Consider the following 16815-nt stretch of genomic DNA (forward strand, 5'->3'; position numbering starts at 1 on the left):
ATAAGAACGCACCGGTGATCGCACCGGAGAGTTGCCTTCCGGCCGATTCCCGTTCCCCGGGGGCACGCGCGAGCGAACGCGCGCACCCCCGAGGGCGACAGGACGCACAGACTTGCTAGCCGAGCCGCGACTCCAGCTCCGCGACGATCTCGTTGACCCCGATCGCGGTCTGCTCGCCGGACTCCATGTCCTTGAGCTGGACGACGCCCTCCGCGAGGTCGCGCTCCCCGAGCACCAGGGCGTAGCGGGCGCCGGAGCGGTTGGCGGCCTTCATCGCCGCCTTCAGGCCCTTGCCGCCGTAGGAGAAGTCGGCGGCGACGCCGTTCTTGCGCAGCTCGGTGACCTTCGAGAAGAGGACCCGGCGGGCCTCTTCGCCGAGCGGCACCGCGAAGACGGAGGTGGCGGAGGGGATGTCCAGTTCGATGCCCTCGGCCTCCAGGGCGAGGACGGTGCGGTCGACGCCGAGGGCCCAGCCGACGGACGGGAGGGAGGGGCCGCCGATCATCTCGGACAGTCCGTCGTAGCGGCCGCCGCCGCCCACCGCGGACTGGGAGCCGAGGCCGTCGTGGACGAACTCGAAGGTCGTGCGGGTGTAGTAGTCCAGGCCGCGCACCAGCTTCGGGTCGTCCTCGAAGACGACGCCGGCCGCCGTGATCAGCTCGCGGACCTCCTCGTGGTACGTCTTGCAGGCGTCGCACAGGTAGTCGCGCAGCAGCGGGGCGTCGGTGAGCTGCTTCTGCACCTCGGGGCGCTTGTCGTCCAGGACGCGCAGCGGGTTGATCTCCGCCCGGCGCAGCGTCTCCTCGTCCAGGTCCAGGCCGCGCAGGAAGTCCTGGAGCGCGGCGCGGTAGACCGGACGGCACTCCTTGTCGCCCAGGGAGTTGAGGAGGATGCGGAAGTTCCGCAGGCCGAGCGCGCGGTACGACTGGTCGGCGAGGATGATCAGTTCGGCGTCCAGCGCCGGGTCCTCCGCGCCGATCGCCTCGGCGCCGACCTGGGAGAAGTGGCGGTAACGGCCCTTCTGGGGGCGCTCGTAGCGGTACTGCGAGCCGGAGTACCAGACCTTGACCGGCAGGTTGCCCGCCTTGTGCAGGTTGGCCTCCAGGACCGCGCGCAGCACGGGGGCCGTGGTCTCCGGGCGCAGGGCGAGGCGGTCGCCGCCCTTGGTCTCGAAGACGTACATCTCCTTGGTCACGATGTCGGTCGACTCACCGACACCGCGCGCGAACAGCTCGACGTTCTCGAAGCCGGGCGTCTCGATGTAGCCGTAGCCGGAGTTGCGCAGCGGGGCGGCGATCGCCTCGCGGACCGCCAGGAACTTGGCGGAGTCGGGCGGCAGCAGGTCGTACGTGCCCTTGGGGGCCTTGAAGGTGCTCACGGAAGGTCTCTCGTCACATTCCTCGTCGGGGAGCCCCGGGGGCTCCCTGGCCGGCCGCCACCTGCCGCAGGTAGGGGTTGGTGGCGCGTTCCTGGCCGATGGTCGTCTGGGGGCCGTGTCCGGACAGCACCACGGTCGAGTCGTCGAGCGGCAGGCACACGCGTGCCAGGGACTCGAGCATGTCGTCCATGGAGCCACCGGGGAAGTCGGTGCGTCCGATGGAGCCGGCGAACAGCAGGTCGCCCGAGAACATGATCGGCGGGATGTCCGCCGCCTCGGGCAGGCCGAAGGTCACCGACCCCTTGGTATGGCCCGGCGCGTGGGCGACCGACAGGTTCAGGCCGGCCAGCTCCAGCTTCGCGCCGTCGGTCAGCTCCTTGACGTCGTCCGGCTCCCCGACGGTCAGCTCGCCCATGAGGGGCATGCCGATGGTGCGGCCGATCCCCTTCTCGGGGTCGCTCATCATGAAACGGTCCTCGGGGTGGATCCAGGCGGGCACGTCGTGCGCGCCGCACACCGGGACGACCGAGGCCACGTGGTCGATGTGGCCGTGGGTGAGGACGACGGCGACGGGCTTGAGCCGATGCTTCTGGATCGCTTCCTCGACTCCGGGGGCCGCCTGGTGGCCCGGGTCGATGATCACGCACTCCTCACCGGCGGCCGGGGCGACGAGATAACAGTTCGTCCCCCAGGCTCCGGCGGGGAACCCGGCAATGAGCACGATCGTCCTTCGTTTGTGTCGGTTCGGGTGGGCTTGCGGACCGGCCGCGCCCATGGTCAGAGCCTACCGGCGGTGCCGATTCCTCAGCGAACCCATATACGGTACGGGGCTACACGCCCACGGTCGGCTCATCGCACCCACGCGTACCGGTCGGCACACGAAGACGCATGAGGAGAGAACCCGGTGGTCAGCCAGGAGCAGCGGCGGCGTCAGCTCGCCCGGGAGAAGTTCTTGCGGCAGCAGCAGCGACGTACGTCCGCGCGACGCAAGGCGCGCATGCGCAACGCTGCGATCGCGTCGGTGCTCGGCGTGATCCTGATCGGCAGCCTCGCGCTGTACACGACCGGCGTGGTCCTGGGGGACGACGACAGCAAGACGAACGCGAGCGCGGAGGTCACGCCGAGCGCCTCGGCGTCCAGCAAGGCGCCGGACCCGTGCGACAAGCCGGCCGAGGGCAAGGTCAAGACGCAGACCTGGAAGAAGGAACCTGCGATGACCATCGACAAGTCGGCGAAGTACTCGATGAAGCTGGAGACGACCTGCGGCGACATCGACATCGCACTGAAGGCGGATGCCGCGCCGCACACCGTCAACTCGTTCGACTTCCTGGCCGGAAAGGGCTACTTCGACCACACCAAGTGCCACCGGCTCACCACTGAGGGCATCTTCGTGCTCCAGTGCGGCGACCCCACGGCGCAGGGCAACGGCGGCCCCGGCTACAACATCCCGGACGAGAACCTGAAGGACAAGAGCCTGAAGGACAACATGTACCCGGCGGGCACCGTGGCGATGGCGAACACCGGCCAGCCGGACTCCGGCGGCAGCCAGTTCTTCCTCGTGTACCAGAACAGCCCGCTGCCGCCCAGCTACACCCCGTTCGGCACCGTCTCGGAAGAGGGCATGACGGTGCTGAAGAAGATCGCCTCCGCGGGATCCCAGCCCGCGGACCCCGCGACCGGCAACACCGCGCCCAACGCGACGGTCGTGATCGACAAGGCCACCGTCACGAAATCCTGACCCTCATCAGCGAAATTTCGGTCGTGCGGGATGCGGACAGGCCCCCCGCCGGTCGCCTATGTTGGCCGTGACGAAACTGTGGACGATGCCCGGGGGTAGCGAAGCCCTCCGCAGGCATCATGTGGAGGAGGCGCTGTGAGCAGCGACCCGTGGGGCCGCGTCGACGAGACGGGGACCGTGTACGTGCGTACGGCCGACGGCGAGAAGGTCGTCGGTTCCTGGCAGGCGGGCTCCCCCGAGGAGGCGCTGGCCTATTTCGAGCGCAAGTACGAAGGCCTGGTTGTCGAGATCGGCCTCCTCGAGAAGCGCGTGAAGACGACCGACCTGTCGGCGAAGGACGCCCAGACCGCCATCGACCACCTGCGGGAGCAGGTCGACGCGCACCACGCGGTGGGCGACCTGGACGCCCTGCGGGCCCGGTTGGACAAGCTCGTGTCGCTGGTGGAGAAGCGCCGCGAGGAGCGCAAGGTCCAGCGGGCCAAGCAGTCCGACGAGGCGCGCGCCGCCAAGGAGGCGCTGGTCGCCGAGGCCGAGGAGCTGGCGCAGTCCGACCAGTGGCGGTCGGCCGGTGAGCGGCTGCGGTCCCTGGTGGACACCTGGAAGGGTCTGCCGCGGCTGGACCGCAAGTCCGACGACGAGCTGTGGCACCGCTTCTCGCACGCGCGGTCGGCGTTCTCCAAGCGGCGCAAGCAGCACTTCGCCCAGCTGGACGCCCAGCGCGAGGAGGCCCGCCGGACCAAGGAACGGCTGGTCGCCGAGGCCGAGGCGCTGTCGAACTCGACGGACTGGGGACCGACGGCCGCGCGCTACCGCGACCTGATGTCCGAGTGGAAGGCCGCGGGCCGCGCCCAGCGCGAGCACGAGGACGACCTGTGGAACCGCTTCCGCGGCGCCCAGGACGTGTTCTTCGCGGCCCGCAGCTCGGTCTTCGCCGAGCGGGACGCCGAGCAGGCGGAGAACCTCAAGCTCAAGGAGGAGCTGGCCGAGGAGGCCGAGAAGCTCCTGCCGGTCACCGACCTGAAGGCGGCCCGCGCCGCGTTCCGCTCGGTGAACGAGCGCTGGGAGGCCATCGGCCACGTGCCGCGCGACGCCCGGCCCAAGGTCGAGGGCCGGATGCACGCCGTGGAGCGGGCGCTCCAGGAGGCCGAGGAGGCCGAGTGGCGCCGGACGAACCCGGAGGCACGCGCGCGTGCCGAGGGTCTGACCGGCCAGCTCCAGGCGGCCGTCGACAAGCTCAAGGGCCAGATCGAGCAGGCCCGCGCCCAGGGCAACAACGCGAAGGCCGACAAGCTGGAGCGTGAGCTGGAGGGCCGGCAGGCGCTGCTGGACCAGGCGCTGAAGGGGCTGCACGAGTTCGGCGGTTGACCTCGGTCACAGGGTGTGCGGCGGCCCGGCGGTGCGAGTCACCGCCGGGCCGCTGCGCCGTTTCAGCGCCGTCCGGCGTGCTCGCTGATGTCGAGGGCGTGCTTGAGCACCTCACAGGCCTGGAGGTGGTTGCCGGACTCCTGCAGCAGGTCGGCCAGGCGGCGGCAGACCAGCACGGCCTCGGGCCCGTACACCTCGTGCACCCGCTGGAAGGCGAGCTCGAGGACCTCGATCGCCTCCCGCACCTGCCCGGTCTCGGCGAGCAGCTCCGACAGCTCCAGCTGTACCTCGACCAGGTCGCCGTGCGGGTCGCCGGTGCGCTGCTCCTGCAACGCCAGGCGCAGTACGGGCAGCGCGTCACGGGTGTTGCCCTCGGCGCGCAGCACCCTGGCCAGGGAGAGCCCGGTGGCGACCAGGGCGGCGCGGACGTCGGCGGCCAGCACCGGGCCGGCGGGGCCGCGGCGGCGGCCGGTCCTCGCCTTGTTGCGGGCCAGGGGGAGGCGTCCGACGCCGTTCTCCTGGGAGCGCTGCGGCAGCGGCCGGTTCTTGGCGCGCAGGCGTTCCTCCAGGACCCGGTGGAGGGTGTCCAGGTCGAGCAGTTCGGGGCCGTCCTCGACGCCGTCCCGCAGGACGCCGAGCAGTTCGCCGGTGAACGCCGTGTACCGTTCGCCGTCCGGCGCCAGCGCAATGCGGTCCCGCGGTGAGGCGGCCAGGACGTACGCCCCGTCCACCGCGGCCTGGGCGGCCAGCTGGTCCCCGCCGGACAGGGCGCGGGCGGCGCGTCCGCTGAAGCAGCAGTCGAGGACCACGATCTTGCGCCGGGCGCGGGCGGTACGCAGCGCGGCGCGCAGGTGCTGATAGGCGACGGCCGTGTAGCCGAGGTGTTCGCGGGAGTCGCCGAGGGCCAGGTACAGGTCGGCCGAGTCGGCGTCCCGCATGCCGTGCCCCGCGAAGTACACCAGGAGGGTGTCGGTGGCCTCCTCGGCGGCCTGGTACACCGGGTCCAGGATCGCCGGGGTGGTGAGCGGGTCGGTGACGACGGTGCAGTGCCGTACCGGAAGCCCCCAGACGGTCGCGTCGCACAGTTCGGCGGCCAGGTCGACCACGTTGGCCTCGACGGCGGACAGCTGGGGCAGGTGCCGGTAGGAGGCGGTGCCCACGAGGACGGCCCGGGAGCGCGTGGGGTCAGGCAGTCCTGTCATCTCCTCCGCTCTCCTCGCTGTGTGCGGGCGCGGGCGGCACCCGCCGGTCGAGCAGGTCGATGATGCCGCGGACGGTCTCCTCGTCCCCCGCCGCCTGCGCCGTGAGCACGACCTCCACGTCGCCGCGGCGCAGGATGACGTCCGGGGCCCGGCGCCGGGATGTCTGCCACTGGAGGACGGAGAAGACGAGGGAGGCCGCGGACAGCCCGCTGCCGATGGCCAGTTGGAGGATGTCGAGGCCGGTGCCCATGCTGCCGGGGGCGGCCGGCGCGCTGCCGGCGGCCCGGGCCCGGAGGGTGGGTGTCCCGTCCTCGCGCAGCCAGCTCAGCAGGGAGCGGAGGTGGTCCTCGGCGTCCGTGCCGTCCTGTGGTCCCGAGATCTCAACGCGGAAGTCGGTCATCGTCTCCGTTCGTCCCGTCCAGTCGTGGGCTGACACGTCGGTTCACGCGGGAGAGCAGGTCCAGTGCCTCTCCCCCGGCGCCCAGCCGGGCCAGGCAGACCGCCTGCCAGTACTGGCTGGTGAGGGTGGTGGGGTGGTCGGGGCCGAGCTTGGACAGACAGACCGGTACGACCACCGACAGCGTCTGTGCCGCCTCCCGCAGCTGTCCGCGCAGTACCAGGCCGACCGCCTCGCGCTGCCGGGACAGGGCGGCCCGGGGGGTCATGCTGCCGAGGACGATGCGCCGGGTGGCGTCGCTGAGCGTGGCGGGGTCCAGGGCGTCGTGGTGGCGCTGCTCGGGCAGGTGGGCCTCCGCCCAGACGTACTCGGGCGCCTCATCGTCGGCGTCGTCGGGCGAGTCGGCGGGCGGCCCGGCCGCCTCGTGGACGGCGTCCACGGCTTCGTCCCGGACGTGCCGCTTCACCAGGTCGGCGAGCATCTGGGTACCGCCGTACGTCAGGGGGACGAGGGTGTCGCGCACCACGCGGGGGTCGCCGAGACGCCGCTCGGGGTCCTGCCGGCACAGTTCGTCGACGAGCCCGGCCAGCGGCTGGGGGAGGTCGCCGGTGCCGGTCAGCGGCCGGATGCCGTCGCCGAGTGCCCGCTCCATGATGGCCCCGACGTCGGCGGTCTGCCCGAAGGGCAGCTCACCGGTCAGCATGAGGAACACGCAGGCCCCGAGGCCGTACCAGTCCGCCGCCGGTCCGGGCAGGACGCCCCGCATCGCCTCCGGCGCCATGAACTGCGGGGTGCCGATCAGTGCGCCGGTGCGAGTGATCGCCGCCTCGCCCGCCAGCCGGGCCAGTCCGAAGTCCTGCAGCACGACCCGGCCGCCGCGGGTGGTGCCCACGTTGGACGGCTTGACGTCGCGGTGGACCACGCCCTTGTGGTGGCCGGCCTCCAGGGCTTCCGCGATCCCCAGGGCCACGGTGCAGGCGGCCGGTACCGGCAGCGGTCCCGAGTGCAGCACCAGCTCGGCCAGACTGGTGCCGTCGAGCACCTGCATCACGAGGTAGGGAGTGCCGTCGTGCACGCCGTTGTCGTACAGCGTGACGACACCGGGATGCTCGATCCGCGCGAGCGCGCGGGCCTCCCGCTGGAACCTCTCCCAGGCCGCGTCCTGCGCCGTCAGCCCCTCGACGGCGGTCAGCATCTTCACCGCGACGCGGCGGCCGAGCCGGGTGTCCTCCGCCTCGTAGACCACTCCCATGCCGCCGCGCCCCAGCAGCCGCACCGGGCGGTAGCGTCCCGCGACGAGCGCGGGAGGCTCGGCCGAGGGGTCGGCTAAGCCGGGCTGTTCGACGTGCTCCTCCATCTGCTCCCCCGCTCCCCGGACCGCGCTACGACGGTCTGCGCGCGGACGTCACGCGGTACACGTCGTACACGCCCTCGACACCTCGTACGGCCTTCAGGACGTGGCCCAGGTGCTTGGGGTCGCCCATCTCGAAGGTGAAGCGGGAGGTGGCGACGCGGTCCCGGGAGGTCTGGACGGCCGCGGAGAGGATGTTGACGTGCTGGTCGGACAGTACCCGGGTGACGTCCGAGAGGAGCCGGGAGCGGTCCAGTGCCTCCACCTGGATGGCGACCAGGAAGACGGAGGACTGGGTGGGCGCCCACTCGACCTCGAGGATGCGCTCCGGTTCGCGGGAGAGCGAGTCCACGTTCACGCAGTCGCTGCGGTGGACGGAGACGCCGCTGCCCCGGGTGACGAAGCCGATGATCGGGTCGCCGGGGACAGGCGTGCAGCAGCGGGCCAGCTTGACCCACACGTCCTCGACGCCCTTGACGACGACGCCCGGGTCGGCACTGGTGCGGCGTTTGCGGCCGCGACCACGGGCGGGCGGGACCGATTCGTCGATCTCCTCGGTGGCCGCCTCCTCGCCACCGAGCGCCTGGACCAGTTTCTGCACGATGTTCTGCGCGGAGACGTGGCCCTCGCCGATCGCCGCGTACAGCGCGGAGATGTCCGAGTAGCGCATCTCGTGCGCGAGGGTGACCAGGGAGTCGCCGGTCAGGATCCGCTGGATCGGCAGGTTCTGCTTGCGCATGGCGCGGACGATGGAGTCCTTGCCCTGCTCGATCGCCTCGTCACGGCGCTCCTTGGAGAACCAGGCGCGGATCTTGTTGCGGGCGCGCGGCGACTTGACGAAGCCCAGCCAGTCGCGGGACGGGCCCGCGCCGGCCGCCTTGGAGGTGAAGACCTCCACCAGGTCGCCGTTGTCCAGGGTGGACTCCAGCGGGACCAGGCGCCCGTTGACCCGTGCCCCTATGGTCCGGTGGCCGACCTCGGTGTGGACCGCGTAGGCGAAGTCCACGGGCGTGGCCCCGGCCGGGAGCGCTATGACGTCGCCCTTGGGCGTGAAGACGAAGACCTCGTTGCGGGAGAGGTCGAAGCGCAGGGACTCCAGGAACTCGCCGGGGTCCTCGGTCTCCTTCTGCCAGTCGAGGAGCTGGCGCAGCCACGCCATGTCGTTGAGGTGGTCGTCCTTGCCCTTGCCGGACGACTTGGGCGCGTCGGAGCGGACCTTGGAGGCGCCGGCGACGGCCTCCTGCTTGTACTTCCAGTGCGCGGCGATGCCGTACTCCGCGCGGCGGTGCATGTCGAAGGTGCGGATCTGCAGCTCGACCGGCTTGCCGTTGGGTCCGATGACCGTCGTGTGCAACGACTGGTACATGTTGAACTTGGGCATCGCGATGTAGTCCTTGAACCGCCCGGGAACCGGGTTCCAGCGGGCGTGGACCGTACCGAGCGCCGCGTAGCAGTCGCGAACGGTGTCCACCAGGACGCGGATGCCCACCAGATCGTAAATCTCCGCGAAGTCACGGCCGCGGACGATCATCTTCTGGTAGACGCTGTAGTAGTGCTTGGGGCGGCCGGTGACGGTCGCCTTGATGCGGGCCGCGCGCAGGTCCTGCTGGACCTCGTCGGTGACGATCGCGAGGTACTCGTCGCGCTTGGGGGCGCGCTCGGCGACCAGGCGGACGATCTCGTCGTACATCTTGGGGTAGAGGATCGCGAAGGCGAGGTCCTCCAGCTCCCACTTGATGGTGTTCATGCCCAGGCGGTGGGCCAGCGGCGCGTAGATCTCGAGGGTCTCGCGCGCCTTCTTCTCCTGCTTCTCGCGCTTGAGGTAGCGCATGGTCCGCATGTTGTGCAGGCGGTCGGCGAGCTTGATGACCAGGACGCGCGGGTCCTTCGCCATGGCGACGACCATCTTGCGCACGGTCTCGGCCTGCGCGGCCTCGCCGAACTTGACCTTGTCGAGCTTGGTGACGCCGTCGACGAGGAGGGTGACCACGTCACCGAAGTCGCGGCGCAGGTCCTCCAGGCCGTACTCGGTGTCCTCGACGGTGTCGTGCAGCAGGCCCGCCATGAGGGTGGCCGGGTCCATGCCCAGCTCGGCGAGGATGGTGGTGACGGCGAGCGGGTGCGTGATGTACGGGTCGCCGCTCTTGCGCTTCTGGCCGCGGTGCCAGCGTTCGGCGACCTGATAGGCGCGCTCGATCTGGCGCAGCGTCGCCGTCTCGATCTTGGGGTCGTTGCTGCGCACTATCCGCAGCAGGGGCTCCAGGACCGGGTTGTACGGGTTGGCGCGCTGCACGCCGAGGCGGGCGAGGCGGGCGCGTACACGGTTGGAGGAGCCGGAGCGGGCGGGCTGCCCGGCGGGGGTGCGGACCACGGGCGCGTTGCGCTCGCGCTCGGGCGGCATCGGCTTGGGACGCGGCTGCTGCTCGGCCGGCTTGTCGACGGGCGCGGACGGGGCGTGCTGGATCGGCCCGCGGGTGTCGTTCTTCGCCTGGGGCGCGCTCGGCGCGGGCTTCGCCGCGGGCGCCGAGGCGGACTCGGGCTTTGCGGCGGTCAGTGGCTGGGCCTCGTCTGGCAAGAGGACTCCTCGTGCGCGATCCGGGTCCCCCGGTCAGGCTCCGGAGTCCCCATGGTAGCGATCCTGCACCCGAGGACCGCCTTCAGGCCAATGTGAGGGCCGTCAGCCCGTGAAACGCCTGGGGCGGGCGCCGGATTCCTCCGGGCCCGCCCCAGGGGTGCGGTTCATGACGCTCAGACCGTGAGCAGCGCCTTCAGCGGCGCCCCGGCCAGGGCGGGCTCCAGTCGGGCCCGGCCGCCGAGGAAGCCCAGCTCCATCAGGACGGCGAGGCCCGCGACCTCGGCGCCGGCCCGGCGGATGAGCTCCAGCGAGGCCTCGGCGGTGCCGCCGGTGGCGAGGACGTCGTCGACGACCAGGACGCGGTCGCCCGCGCTCAGGTCCTCGGCGTGCACCTCGATCTCGGCGGAGCCGTACTCCAGGTCGTACGACTGGCTGAGGGTGGCTCCGGGGAGCTTGCCGGCCTTGCGTACGGGGATGAAGCCGAGGCCGGCCCGCAGGGCCACCGGGGCGCCCAGGATGAACCCGCGGGCTTCCAGGCCCACGACCTTGGTCGCACCGGTGTCCCGCGCCACCTCGGCGAGGGCGTCGGTGAGCGCGGCGAAGGCCGCCGGGTCCGCCAGGAGCGGGGTGATGTCCTTGAACATCACACCCGGCTCCGGGTAGTCGGCCACATCCCGGATGCGGCTGAGCAGCAGCTCCGTGATGTCGGTCGTCTCGGTCATCGGCGCTTCCCCGAGGGTCGGCCGCGACCGCGGGTGCGGGACGCGGGCTGGTTGCGCGGACCGACGACCGCGGGGGCCGCGTCGTCGGGCTCGTCGGGCTCGTCGTCGGCGTACCGCTCGTCGGCGTCGGACTCCACCGGCTCTCCCTTGGCGGCGGCCTGGGCGCGCCTGGCGAGGACGCGCTTCTTGAGGGACTTCATCTGCGGCTCGGCCTCCTTGAGGTCGGCGACGAGCGGAGTGGCGATGAAGATCGACGAGTACGCTCCGGCCGCGAGGCCCACGAACAGCGACAGGGAGATGTCGTTGAGCATGCCGGCGCCGAGGACGCCGCCACCGATGAACAGCAGGCCGCCCACCGGCAGCAGCGCGACCACCGTGGTGTTGACGGAGCGGACCAGGGTGCTGTTGATCGAGCGGTTGGCGATCTCGCCGTACGTCCAGCGGGTCTGTTTGGTGATGTCTCTCGTCTGTTCCTTGAGACTGTCGAAGACCACGACCGTGTCGTAGAGCGAGTAACCGAGGATCGTGAGCAGACCGATCACCGTGCCGGGCGTGACCTCGAAGCCGACGAGGGCGTAGATGCCGACGGTGATGGTGATGTCGTGGACCAGCGCGACGAACGCGGCCAGCGCCATGCGCCACTCGAAGGCGATGGCCAGGTAGATGACCACGAGGACCATGAAGATCCCGAGGCCCTGCCACGCCTTGTTCGCGATCTGGTCGCCCCAACTGGGGCCGACCAGATCGGCGTTGATCTTCTCCGCCGGGACGTCGAGGTCCTTGGAGAGTTCTTCCTTGATCTGGTCCGAGGCCGCGGTGTCGGTGCCCGAGATCTGGATGCGGAGGCTGCCGTCACCGAGCTTCTGGACGATCGCGTCGTGGCCCGACGCCTCCTCCGCGTACGTCTCGGCCTGGGAGACCGAGGCGCTCATGTTCTTCGGAGTGGTGAAGACCGCGCCGCCCTGGAACTCGATGCCCATGTGCAGGCCGCGCACCGCCAGGCCGACGATGGCCGTGATGGTGATCAGGATCGAGATGCCGTACCAGAGCTTGCGGTTCTTGACGAAGTCGTAGCCGATCTCGCCGTGGTGCAGTCGGGCGCCGAGGTTGCCGAGCTTTCCCATCTCACGCCTCCTTCGGGTCGACGGGGCCGGCGACGGGGCGCGCGGGACGGCGGGTGCGGCGCAGCGGCGGCTTGGCGCCCAGGCTCTTCGGGTCGAGGCCGGACCACTTGTGACCGCTCGCGAAGAACTTGCGGCGGGCCATCAGCGTCAGCAGCGGCTTGGTGAAGAGGAACACCACCACCACGTCGAGCAGGGTGGTCAGGCCGAGCGTGAACGCGAAGCCCTGCACCTTGCCGACGGTGACCACGAAGAGCACCGCGGCGGCGAGGAAGGACACGAAGTCGGAGACCAGGATGGTGCGCCGGGCGCGCGGCCAGGCCCGCTCGACGGCGGGGCGCAGCGTGCGGCCCTCCCGGATCTCGTCGCGGACGCGTTCGAAGTACACGATGAACGAGTCCGCCGTGATGCCGATCGCGACGATGGCACCGCACACGGCCGGCAGGTTCAGCGCGAAGCCGATCGTCGGGCCGAGCAGCGACATGATCACGTACGTGAGACCCGCGGAGACCAGCAGCGAGGCGACGGCGATGAACGACAGCCCGCGGTAGTAGACCAGCAGGTAGATGACGACCAGGGCGAGGCCGATCGCGCCGGCGATCAGACCGGCCTTGAGCTGCTCACCGCCGAGCGCGGCGGTGACGGTGGTGACGCTGTCCTCCTTGAAGGTCAGCGGCAGGGCACCGTAGGACAGCATGTTGGCGAGGCCCTGGGCCTCTTCCTGGTTGAAGTTTCCGGAGATCTCCGCGCTGCCGCCGGTGAGTGCCTGGCTGACGTAGGGGTCGGAGACGACCTCGTTGTCCAGGACGATGGCGAACTGGTTCTGCGGGGACTGGTTCTGGGCCAGCTTGCCGGTGATGTCGGCGAACTTCTTGGCGCCGTCGTCCGTGAACTTCATCGTCACGGTCCAGCCGGCGGCGGTCTGGGTGTTGAAGACGGCCTCGGACTGGTCGACGTCCGTGCCGTCGACCGCGGCGGGGCCGAGGATGTACTTCTGCCACTGGCCCTGCGCGTTCTGACCGCAGGCGATCATCGAGTCGCCGGGCTTGGAACCGGCGCCGGCCTTGGTGCGGGCCGCTTCGTCGGTACAGTCCAGGGCGGCGTACTGCTCCTGCAGCTTGGCGGTCGCCTCGTCACCGGAGGCGCTGGCGCTCGGGGACGGGGAGGCGCCGTCGGACGCCGTGGCGGAGGGGCTGGGGTCGGCCTTGAGGGCGTCGCTCGCGGCACGGCCCTGGGTGGTCGCGCTCGCCGAGGCGGAGTCGGACGGGGAGCCGCTCGCCTTGTCGCCGTCGGTGGCCTTGTCCTTGTCGGCCGCGCCGTCCGTCGCCTTGTCCGTCGGCTCGCCGGAGGCGTTGCCGGTGGCGCTCGGCGAGGGGCTGCCGGTCGCGCCGGCGCCGGACAGCTCCGTGGCCACGACCGGGCGGAAGTAGAGCTTCGCGGTGGTGCCGACCTGCTCCCGGGCTTCCTTCGAGTTCGTCCCCTTGGGGATGTTGACGATGATGTTCCGGTCGCCCTGGGTCTGGACCTCGGCTTCGGAAACACCCAGACCGTTGACGCGGCGCTCCATGATCTCGACGGCCGTGTCCATGTTGGTCTTGTTGATCGCGGACTCCTGGCCCGCCTCCGGAACCGCGCGGAGCGTGATGCTCGTGCCGCCGGCCAGGTCGATACCGAGACGCGGAGTCGTGTGTCCGGTGGCGAACATGCCTCCGGTGAGCGCCACGATGGCGATCAGAATCAGGGCCAGCGAGCGCCCGGGCTTACTCTGAGCGCTCGCATTCTTTCCCTTTTTAGGTGCTACCACCTTTGCGTACTCCCTCTCGGGCCGCGTCGCGCCGGGTAGGCGTCACCGGCGGCCATCACATGGTGTCGGAATCCGTGCGAGCCGCGCGTCGCACGGGGTGCGCGGGAACGGTCCGCGCACCCCGGAGCACGGCTTACTTCGCCTCGGAACCGCCGTCGGACTTCTTCGCCTGCTCGTCCGTCTTGGCCTCGGCGGACGCGGCGTCGGCCGTCGGCTCGTCGGCCGGCGTGTCGTCGGCGTCCTTCTTGCCGAGGTCGACGGACTTGTCGCCGGAGGCGGCAGCGTCGTCGGCGGAGGCGTCGGTCCCGGTGAGGGAGGAGGCATCGTCCGGGACGATGTCGGAGTCGGACTTCAGGTCGTGCTCGATGCCGTGGACGATGCGGTTGTACTCGTCGTCCGTCAGGACGGCACCGATGGAGTTCTTGGCGAAGAGCAGTTCCACACCCGGGCCGGCGTCAAGGAGGACCGTGTCGTCGTTGACCTCCTTGACCGTGGCGTACATGCCCCCGATGGTGCGGACACCGGAACCGGGCTGCATCTGGTTCCGCATGTCGACGGCCTGCTGCTGCTTCTTCTTCGCCGACCGGGTCATCAGGAACATGGCCCCGATGAGCACGATGAACGGGAGGAGGGTCACGAGACTCACGGGTCGGTACTTCCTTCACACGACCGCAGATGGTGAGCGGCCTGATGGTTGGGGGTGTGTGCGCCGCCGACAAGGGCGGCATCGGCGGAGTCTAAGCGAGTCCGCGCGCATGGAACAACGCTCAGCATGGCACCGGGGTTCCTGCTCCGGCGAATGTCCTCTTCGTGACGGTGCCGTCACGTCCCGAACAAGTCCTGTTGTCCGTTTCCGGAACTCTGCGCACGCGGCGGGGTGAGGCCGAGATGCGCCCATGCTGCCGGGGTCGCCACCCGTCCGCGCGGGGTGCGGGCCAGCAGGCCCTCCCGTACGAGGAACGGTTCGGCGACCTCTTCCACTGTCTCACGCTCCTCCCCCACGGCGACGGCGAGCGTGGACAGGCCGACCGGGCCGCCGCCGAACAGCTTGAGCAGCGCCTCCAGCACGCCCCGGTCCAGCCGGTCCAGGCCCCGGGCGTCCACCTCGTAGACCGCGAGGGCGGCGGCGGCGATCTCCTTGGTGATCAGGCCGTCGGCCTTGACCTGGGCGTAGTCGCGGACCCGGCGCAGCAGGCGGTTGGCGATGCGGGGGGTGCCGCGGGATCGGCCGGCGATCTCGGCGGCGCCGGCCGGGTCGATCTCGACGTCGAGCAGGCCGGCGGAGCGGTGGACGACGCGCTCCAGTTCCGCCGGGCCGTAGAACTCCATGTGCGCGGTGAAGCCGAAGCGGTCGCGCAGCGGGGGCGGCAGCAGCCCGGCGCGCGTGGTGGCGCCGACGAGGGTGAAGGGGGGCAGTTCCAGGGGGATGGCGGTGGCGCCGGGTCCCTTGCCGACGATGACGTCGACGCGGAAGTCCTCCATCGCCATGTAGAGCATCTCCTCGGCGGGCCGCGACATGCGGTGGATCTCGTCGAGGAAGAGCACCTCGCCCTCCTGGAGGGAGGAGAGGATCGCCGCGAGGTCGCCGGCGTGCTGGATGGCGGGGCCGGAGGTGATGCGGATGGGGGCGCCCATCTCGGCCGCGATGATCATCGAGAGGGTGGTCTTGCCGAGGCCCGGGGCTCCCGAGAGCAGGACGTGGTCGGCGGTCGCCCCGCGCGCGCGGGCGGCGCGCAGGACGAGGTCGAGCTGCTCGCGGACCTTCTCCTGGCCGATGAACTCGCCCAGGTCCTTGGGGCGCAGGGCGGCCTCGACGGCCTGGTCCTCACCGTCGGCGGCCGGGCCCACCAGCCGGTCGGCGGCTTCGGTGCCGGTCGTGTCGTCGTCCCAGTTCACGGTGTGAGTCTCCTAGCCGGCTATCGGGCGCGGTTGAGCGTCTGGAGGGCCGCCTTCAGCAGCTGTCCCACCTGGGGCGTGCCCCCGGCGGCCTCCGCCTGGGGCGTCACGGCGGTGACGGCCTCGTCGGCCTCGCGGGTCGCGTACCCGAGGCCGATCAGGGCGGCGTGCAGCTGGTCGCGCCAGCCGGTGCTGACCGGGGCGCCCACGGCGGGGGCGCCGACCGGTTCGCCGAGGCGGTCCTTCAGTTCCAGCAGCAGCTTCTGGGCGCCCTTCTTGCCGATGCCGGGGACGGCGGTCAGCGCCTTCTCGTCACCGGTCGACACCGCCCTGCGCAGGGCGTCCGGGCTGTGCACGGCCAGCATCGCCTGCGCCAGGCGGGGCCCCACGCCGCTCGCGGTCTGAAGGAGCTCGAAGACCTGGCGCTCGTCGTCGTCGGCGAAGCCGTACAGGGTGAGCGAGTCCTCGCGCACGACGAGGGAGGTGGCGAGCTTGGCGGGCTTGCCGAGGCGGAGTGTGGAGAGCGTGTTCGGCGTGCACTGAACGGCCATGCCGACGCCGCCGACCTCGACCACCGCGGTGTCGGGGGCGAGGGCGGCGACGGTGCCGCTGACGAAGGCGATCATGTCGTACGGCCTTTCGAGGCGTGCGGGGTGCGGGGGGCGCGGGACGCGTGCAGGGCCACGGCCTGCTGGAGCCGGTTCTGCGCGGGGGCGCGCCAGATGTGGCAGATCGCGAGGGCGAGGGCGTCCGCCGCGTCGGCGGGCTTGGGGGGCGAGGCGAGCCGCAGCAGGCGGGTGACCATGGCGCCGACCTGCGCTTTGTCCGCGCGGCCGCTGCCGGTGACGGCGGCCTTGACCTCGCTCGGGGTGTGCAGGGCTACGGGGATGCCGCGGCGGGAGGCGCACAGGATGGCCACGGCGCTGGCCTGGGCGGTGCCCATGACCGTGCGGACGTTGTGCTGGCTGAAGACGCGCTCCACGGCGACGTACTGCGGTCGGTGCTCGTCGAGCCACTGTTCGATGCCCTGCTCGACGGCGACGAGGCGGTGGCCGAGGTCGGCGTCCGCCGGCGTGCGGACGACGCCCACGCCGACCATGGTCAGCGGTCTGCCCGCGACTCCCTCGACGACCCCGACGCCGCAGCGGGTCAGTCCGGGGTCCACCCCCAGTACGCGCACCCGGCCCCCTCTCGTCGATCACCTGTTTGTGCAGGCTATCGGGTGGCACTGACAAAGCGGCGGGCCGACGGGTTGTGTCCCGTCGG

General features: G+C 71.1%; 15 protein-coding genes. 2 read left to right on the forward strand and 13 right to left on the reverse strand.

Going from position 1 to position 16815, the window contains the following annotated elements; all coding sequences use genetic code 11:
* Nucleotides 1–115: 115 nt before the first annotated feature.
* A complete protein-coding gene (gene hisS, locus ACLIN4_RS06380; protein WP_107477184.1) occupies nucleotides 116–1378 on the reverse strand; it encodes a histidine--tRNA ligase in 1263 nt (420 codons plus the stop codon).
* 13 nt (nucleotides 1379–1391) lie between these two features.
* Nucleotides 1392–2099 carry an MBL fold metallo-hydrolase gene (locus tag ACLIN4_RS06385; protein WP_100047579.1) on the reverse strand — a complete coding sequence of 236 codons (708 nt, stop codon included), beginning with the start codon at nucleotides 2097–2099 and terminating at the stop codon, nucleotides 1392–1394.
* Nucleotides 2100–2282: 183 nt separating this feature from the next.
* On the opposite strand from ACLIN4_RS06385, the gene ACLIN4_RS06390 reads away from it, so the two are divergent.
* Both ACLIN4_RS06390 and ACLIN4_RS06395 read left to right on the forward strand, forming a co-directional pair.
* Nucleotides 2283–3116 (forward strand): peptidylprolyl isomerase, encoded by an 834-nt coding sequence (locus ACLIN4_RS06390; RefSeq protein ID WP_269958585.1) that lies wholly within the window; start codon nucleotides 2283–2285, stop codon nucleotides 3114–3116.
* 135 nt (nucleotides 3117–3251) lie between these two features.
* Complete coding sequence (locus tag ACLIN4_RS06395) at nucleotides 3252–4481, forward strand: DUF349 domain-containing protein (protein WP_043375098.1); 1230 nt, start codon at nucleotides 3252–3254, stop codon at nucleotides 4479–4481.
* Nucleotides 4482–4543: 62 nt separating this feature from the next.
* Here the strand turns inward: ACLIN4_RS06395 and ACLIN4_RS06400 are convergent, their stop codons facing one another.
* The 11 genes from ACLIN4_RS06400 to ruvC all read right to left on the reverse strand — a co-directional run bounded on the left by ACLIN4_RS06400 (nucleotide 4544) and on the right by ruvC (nucleotide 16729).
* Nucleotides 4544–5683: a caspase, EACC1-associated type gene (locus ACLIN4_RS06400; protein ID WP_107477187.1), complete on the reverse strand. Its 1140-nt coding sequence runs from the start codon at nucleotides 5681–5683 to the stop codon at nucleotides 4544–4546.
* Nucleotides 5667–6083 carry an effector-associated constant component EACC1 gene (locus ACLIN4_RS06405; protein ID WP_107477188.1) on the reverse strand — a complete coding sequence of 139 codons (417 nt, stop codon included), beginning with the start codon at nucleotides 6081–6083 and terminating at the stop codon, nucleotides 5667–5669. Before ACLIN4_RS06405 ends, ACLIN4_RS06400 begins: the two co-directional genes overlap by 17 nt.
* Nucleotides 6064–7437 carry a serine/threonine-protein kinase gene (locus ACLIN4_RS06410; RefSeq protein ID WP_107477189.1) on the reverse strand — a complete coding sequence of 458 codons (1374 nt, stop codon included), beginning with the start codon at nucleotides 7435–7437 and terminating at the stop codon, nucleotides 6064–6066. The genes ACLIN4_RS06405 and ACLIN4_RS06410 overlap by 20 nt, the downstream gene beginning before the upstream one ends.
* A 25-nt stretch (nucleotides 7438–7462) precedes the next feature.
* The gene (gene relA, locus ACLIN4_RS06415) at nucleotides 7463–10006 is read right to left on the reverse strand and encodes a GTP pyrophosphokinase (protein WP_100047574.1); all 2544 of its coding nucleotides are present in this window, start codon (nucleotides 10004–10006) and stop codon (nucleotides 7463–7465) included.
* 173 nt (nucleotides 10007–10179) lie between these two features.
* Nucleotides 10180–10728, reverse strand: coding sequence for an adenine phosphoribosyltransferase (locus tag ACLIN4_RS06420; RefSeq protein ID WP_100047573.1), 549 nt, complete (start codon nucleotides 10726–10728; stop codon nucleotides 10180–10182).
* Nucleotides 10725–11852, reverse strand: coding sequence for a protein translocase subunit SecF (secF, locus tag ACLIN4_RS06425; protein WP_107477190.1), 1128 nt, complete (start codon nucleotides 11850–11852; stop codon nucleotides 10725–10727). Before secF ends, ACLIN4_RS06420 begins: the two co-directional genes overlap by 4 nt.
* Nucleotide 11853: 1 nt before the next feature.
* The gene (gene secD, locus ACLIN4_RS06430) at nucleotides 11854–13653 is read right to left on the reverse strand and encodes a protein translocase subunit SecD (RefSeq protein WP_411575567.1); all 1800 of its coding nucleotides are present in this window, start codon (nucleotides 13651–13653) and stop codon (nucleotides 11854–11856) included.
* A 133-nt stretch (nucleotides 13654–13786) separates the two neighbouring features.
* A complete protein-coding gene (yajC, locus tag ACLIN4_RS06435; RefSeq protein ID WP_100047113.1) occupies nucleotides 13787–14299 on the reverse strand; it encodes a preprotein translocase subunit YajC in 513 nt (170 codons plus the stop codon).
* 176 nt (nucleotides 14300–14475) lie between these two features.
* On the reverse strand, nucleotides 14476–15549 hold the full coding sequence (gene ruvB / locus ACLIN4_RS06440; protein WP_289909177.1) for a Holliday junction branch migration DNA helicase RuvB: 1074 nt from the start codon (nucleotides 15547–15549) through the stop codon (nucleotides 14476–14478).
* Nucleotides 15550–15569: 20 nt separating this feature from the next.
* On the reverse strand, nucleotides 15570–16175 hold the full coding sequence (ruvA, locus tag ACLIN4_RS06445) for a Holliday junction branch migration protein RuvA (protein WP_100047115.1): 606 nt from the start codon (nucleotides 16173–16175) through the stop codon (nucleotides 15570–15572).
* Nucleotides 16172–16729: a crossover junction endodeoxyribonuclease RuvC gene (ruvC, locus tag ACLIN4_RS06450; RefSeq protein WP_289909178.1), complete on the reverse strand. Its 558-nt coding sequence runs from the start codon at nucleotides 16727–16729 to the stop codon at nucleotides 16172–16174. The genes ruvA and ruvC overlap by 4 nt, the downstream gene beginning before the upstream one ends.
* Nucleotides 16730–16815 lie beyond the last annotated feature (86 nt).

This window comes from Streptomyces mutabilis (genome assembly GCF_046628145.1).
GTDB lineage: Bacteria > Actinomycetota > Actinomycetes > Streptomycetales > Streptomycetaceae > Streptomyces > Streptomyces mutabilis.

Coding starts and splice junctions, on each gene's coding strand:
- ACLIN4_RS06400 (WP_107477187.1), bottom strand. CDS start 5,683: ATGACAGGACTGCCTGACCCCACGCGCTCCCGGGCCGTCCTCGTGGGC.
- ACLIN4_RS06405 (WP_107477188.1), bottom strand. CDS start 6,083: ATGACCGACTTCCGCGTTGAGATCTCGGGACCACAGGACGGCACGGAC.
- ACLIN4_RS06410 (WP_107477189.1), bottom strand. CDS start 7,437: ATGGAGGAGCACGTCGAACAGCCCGGCTTAGCCGACCCCTCGGCCGAG.
- ACLIN4_RS06420 (WP_100047573.1), bottom strand. CDS start 10,728: ATGACCGAGACGACCGACATCACGGAGCTGCTGCTCAGCCGCATCCGG.
- secF (WP_107477190.1), bottom strand. CDS start 11,852: ATGGGAAAGCTCGGCAACCTCGGCGCCCGACTGCACCACGGCGAGATC.
- ruvA (WP_100047115.1), bottom strand. CDS start 16,175: ATGATCGCCTTCGTCAGCGGCACCGTCGCCGCCCTCGCCCCCGACACC.